Source organism: Cryobacterium algoritolerans, assembly GCF_004402785.1.
In the GTDB taxonomy this organism is placed as follows: Bacteria; Actinomycetota; Actinomycetes; order Actinomycetales; family Microbacteriaceae; genus Cryobacterium; species Cryobacterium algoritolerans.
The window spans coordinates 1-4,553 of the sequence record NZ_SOFP01000065.1; the positions used below are offsets into that span (position 1 = coordinate 1).

A 4,553-nucleotide genomic window follows, 5' to 3' on the forward strand; every position below is an offset into this window, starting at 1 on the left:
CCACACTGCAATGTTCGCGTTCTTCGGCGGCAGCGTCCCACGCCTGGTGCCCGACAACTTGAAGACAGGGGTGATCTCCCACCCGAAGGAAGGGGAGGTCGTTTTGAACTATGCCTACCGGGAGATGGCTGCGCACTACTCTGCCGCGGTGCTCCCCGGCAGAGTTCGGCACCCGCGCGACAAAAGTAGCACTGAGAACACGGTGGCCCATGTCGCGACCTGGGTCATCGCCGGTTTGAGGAAGGAGACGTTCACCTCGCTGGCGCAGTTGCGCCTGCGAATCCGGGAACAGATGGATGCCTACAACCGGGAGCCGTTCCAGAAACGCGTCGGGTCCCGCCTCAGCGTGTTCACCACCGAGGAGAAACCTCTGTTGCAGGCGCTGCCAGCGGCACCGTTCGAGATCAGCACGTGGTCCTATAAACGAAAGGTCAACGCCAACGCCCACGTGGTCTGGGCCAAGAATTTCTACTCCGTCCCCTTCAGCCACATCGGCGCGCTGGTAGACCTTCGTGTCACCGAGACGATGCTGGAGGTCTATCGGCGCGACGAACGTCTGGCCAGCCATTTGCTGCTGCCGGTCACGACGACGAACCAGTATCGGACGAACGATGCGGACTTGCCCGAGGGGCGCAGCTTCCAGGCCTGGGACCGAGCCCGGATCGAGGAATGGGCCGCGCGGATCGGGCCGGCAACCGTCACCGTGACGGCCAAGATCTTCGAGACCGTCTCCATCGACGAGGCCGGCTTCGACGCCGCGCTGGCCGTGCTAAAACTGTCGCGCCGGTTCCCTCCGGCCCGGGTCGAGGCCGCCTGCGCACTCGCGCTGCGGGGGCCGGTCCGCTCCCCGCGCTACGCGCATTTGCGGCCGATCCTCGACACCGGGCAAGACAAAACCGGACAAGTTCCGGAACCGGAACCGGAACCGGACGATGGCGGTTATGTTCGTGGCAGCGCTTACTACGCCGGAGGGAACCGTTGAGCGCGCTGGACGGGGAGACTAAACGCAAGCTCCGCGAGATGAATGCCGGCGAGCTATTGGAGGCCATCGACCTCCAGGACGAGATTCTCTCGATCAGCCTGACCTTCGAGGAACGGGTCCGGCTGGTCGTCGACGACGCCTACTCGAGCTTCATGCATTCCAAGGTTGACGGGCTGATCCGGCGGGCGGGACTGCGTTACCCGAACGCGGATTTGCGGCGCATCGACCTCCTCGACGAGCGCGGCCTCAACCGGCAGGTGCTGACCCAGCTCGGGACCTGCTCGTTCGTCACCCGGCAGCAGAACCTCGTCTTCCAGGGCTTTACCGGGTCGGGGAAGTCGTATCTGGGATGCGCGATCGCCAAACGGGCCTGCGAGCACCGAATCCGCGCCCACTACGTCCGGATGCCCGACCTCGAGGAAGCCTGGGTCGCCGCGCAAGACGCCCCGGGCGGGGCGGGCAAGTTCCTCCGCAAATATGCCGCGTTCACGCTGCTGGTCATCGACGAGTGGCTGCTCGATAAGCCGACGGAATCGATGCGGACAATGCTGCTGGAGCTGATGGAGCGCCGCTACGGCGAGACATCAACAGTGTTCTGCACCCAGTATCAACAGAAGGACTGGCACCAACGCCTCGGCGCCGGCGTCCACGCCGACGCCATCATGGACCGCATCATCCACAACACCACCTGGGTCGACACCGGCACCTACAACATGAGGGAACAAACCGCCCTCGCAACCGCGTAATCCGTGACGGGGAGCACCAGTGGTGCTGAGCCACACCACCACTGGTGCTCTTCCGCACGACCAGTGGGGCTCAACCGCACGATCGGGTGGGGCTCAGAGACTCGAATACTCAGATGAGTATTAGCACTTCTGGGGGCCACCGTTATTGTCTTTGGGGGCCACCGGGCGGTGTGGCCAGTAGCGTGCTCGGGGGCCACCGAATATTGCTGTTGGGGGCCATCTGCTTAGCTCCTTCCGCCGCGTGTATTGGCACGCGGCAGGAGGAGTAATCAACAATGGTACGAAGGATCAACGCGAAGCTCGTGCTTCAATTCCGCGCTGAAGGCATGACGGGGCGCGCGATCGCTCTCGCTCAGGGCATGTCGCGTAAGAGTGTGCTGGCGGTATTCGACGCCGCCGAGAAGGCCGGCATCGGCAGTGATGGCCATGCAAACCGCAGCGATGCTGAGGTGTATGCGTTGCTGTTCCCGGGCCGGGGCGAACACGAGAGTGTGTTCGTGCAGCCGGATTGGGACGCGGTGCATAAAGAACTCGCCATGGTTGGGGTGACGCTGAAGCTGCTCCATGGCGAGTATGTCGACGGGTGCGCTGCGAAGGCGCAGCCGGCGATGGGTTACGACCGATTCTGCAAGTCATACGCAGCCCATGCATTGGTCACGGGGGCGGCCTCCCGGGTCGGCCACAAGGCCGGGCGGACGGTCGAGGTCGACTGGTCGGGGCCGACGATGCAGCTCACCGACCCGGTGACCGGTGAGACGTCTCGGGTGTATTTGTTCGTCGCGTGCTTGCCGTTTTCGAGGTATGCGTTCGTGGAGCCGGCTTTGGATATGCGGCAAGATACCTGGCTGTTGGCCAACGTCGCGATGTTTGAATGGTTCGGCGGCACTGTTCCTAGAATCGTGCCCGACAACCTGAAGACCGGAGTGATCAAGCACCCGCGCGAGGGTGAGGTCGTGTTGAACGACGCCTACCGCGAATTGGCGGCGCATTACTCAGCCGCGGTGCTGCCGGGCCGCCCCCGGTCACCAAAAGACAAGGCATCCGTGGAAAACACGGTCTCTCACGTCGCGACCTGGGTGATTGCTGGGTTGCGTCATCGACGTTTCGGGACGCTTCCCGAGCTGCGGGCAGCGATCCGGGAACGCATCGATGCCTATAACCGGGAGCCGTTCCAGAAACGCGCCGGCTCCCGCTTCAGCGTGTTCCAGACGGAGGAGAAGGCGCTGCTTCGGCCGTTGCCGTCGGCTTCGTATGAAATCAGCCGGTGGATCATGGGGCGCCGGGTGCAGAAGAACGGTCATGTGGTTTGGGAGAAGAACTTCTACTCCGTCCCCTACGCGCACATCGGCCAGGCCGTCGACCTGCGCATCACCACCCAGCTGCTGGAGGTTTATCGCCATCATGAGCGGCTCACCAGCCACTTGTTGTTCGGCGAGCATGTCGTGAACGAATACCGCACGAACGATGCCGATCAGCCCCAGGGCGAGAAGTATCGGGAGTGGGACGGGCCCAGGATTCGGGCATGGGCGGAACGGGTCGGCCCGAACATGGTCACCGTCGTGAACAGGATCTTCGAAGCCGTGGCGGTGGAGGAGCAAGGCTTCGACGCTGCCCTGGCCGTGCTGCGGCTGAGCCGCCGTTACTCTAGCGCGCGAGTGGACAAAGCGTGTCAGATCGCGCTCGACGGTCGTGTTCGCTCGCCCCGGTATGCGCACCTGCAGCCGATCCTGGAGACCGGGCAGGACAAGACAGGCCCCCGCAGGATGCCGCGCTTCGAACCCATCGAACCTGAGCCTGGCGGGTATGTTCGCGGCGCCGACTACTACGCCGGAGGCGGTGCACGATGAGCCGGATCGATATCGAGACCAAACGCAAACTCCGCGAAATGGGCGTGGCCACCCTCTTGGACGCGTTCGACGCCCAAGACGACGTCCTGACGCTGGGTTTGGCGTTCGAGGAGAAGATCAAACTGGCCGTCGATGACGCCCATTCCGTCTTTACCCAGACCAAGGTGGAGGGGCTGATCCGCCGGGCGAACCTGCGCTATCCGAACGCGGATTTGCGGCGTCTGGACCTCGTGGAGGAACGCGGCCTTGACCGATCCATGATCGCCGGCTTGGGCACCTGCTCATTCATCGACCGGCAGCAGAACGTCGTGTTCCAGGGTTTCACCGGGTCAGGGAAATCGTATCTAGGGTGCGCGTTGGCCAAGGCCGCGTGCCTGCACCGGGTGCGGGCGCACTACATTCGGATGCCGGAGCTCGAAGAGGCCTGGCAGCTGGCTCGCGACAAGCCGTCCGGGTCGACGAAGTTCCTGAACAAGTACGCCGCGTTCTCGCTGTTGGTGATCGATGAGTGGCTACTGGATGAACCCGACGAGAGCACCAGGAGCATGCTGTTGGAACTCCTGGAGCGGCGCTACGACCAGGCATCAACGGTGTTCTGCACCCAATACGCCCAAAAGAATTGGCACCAGCGCCTCGGTTCTGGGGTTCACGCCGACGCGATCATGGACCGCATCGTGCACAACACCATCTGGGTCGAGACCGGCGGCCACAACATGAGAGAACACACCGCCGGCCAAGTCACGGTGTCCTAAACCCGTCGCGTGGTCGGGCGTCACTGGCCCCCGACCGCGCGACTGCCTGGCCCCCACAGGCAATACCGGTGGCCCCCAAAGGCAATATTCACTGGCCCCCAAGCCCTCAAATACTCACAGCTCTTCTGCGTGTTCCTGGCATCAGTTCGTTCCTCATCTGGAAGCACAGTGCCTCCTCGGGAACAGCTTCCGACAACGCCGGAATTATGCCGACAATTTCTGTGGG

At 63.3% G+C, this 4,553-nt stretch carries 4 protein-coding genes; all 4 read left to right on the forward strand.

Annotated features, from left to right (window positions below; genetic code table 11):
- Positions 1–10 precede the first annotated feature (10 nt).
- The 4 genes from E3O19_RS13745 (at position 11) to E3O19_RS13760 (ending at position 4,327) form a co-directional block, all read left to right on the forward strand.
- Positions 11–982, forward strand: a complete 972-nt coding sequence (locus E3O19_RS13745; RefSeq protein ID WP_134568504.1) for a transposase — start codon at positions 11–13, stop codon at positions 980–982.
- Complete coding sequence (locus tag E3O19_RS13750) at positions 979–1,728, forward strand: ATP-binding protein (protein WP_134568506.1); 750 nt, start codon at positions 979–981, stop codon at positions 1,726–1,728. Before E3O19_RS13745 ends, E3O19_RS13750 begins: the two co-directional genes overlap by 4 nt.
- Before the next feature lie 275 nt (positions 1,729–2,003).
- Positions 2,004–3,575: an IS21 family transposase gene (gene istA / locus E3O19_RS13755; RefSeq protein ID WP_134568508.1), complete on the forward strand. Its 1,572-nt coding sequence runs from the start codon at positions 2,004–2,006 to the stop codon at positions 3,573–3,575.
- Positions 3,572–4,327, forward strand: a complete 756-nt coding sequence (locus E3O19_RS13760) for an ATP-binding protein (RefSeq protein ID WP_134568510.1) — start codon at positions 3,572–3,574, stop codon at positions 4,325–4,327. Before istA ends, E3O19_RS13760 begins: the two co-directional genes overlap by 4 nt.
- The last annotated feature ends 226 nt before the right edge of the window (positions 4,328–4,553 follow it).

Coding starts and splice junctions, on each gene's coding strand:
- E3O19_RS13745 (WP_134568504.1), top strand. CDS start 11: ATGTTCGCGTTCTTCGGCGGCAGCGTCCCACGCCTGGTGCCCGACAAC.
- E3O19_RS13760 (WP_134568510.1), top strand. CDS start 3,572: ATGAGCCGGATCGATATCGAGACCAAACGCAAACTCCGCGAAATGGGC.
- istA (WP_134568508.1), top strand. CDS start 2,004: ATGGTACGAAGGATCAACGCGAAGCTCGTGCTTCAATTCCGCGCTGAA.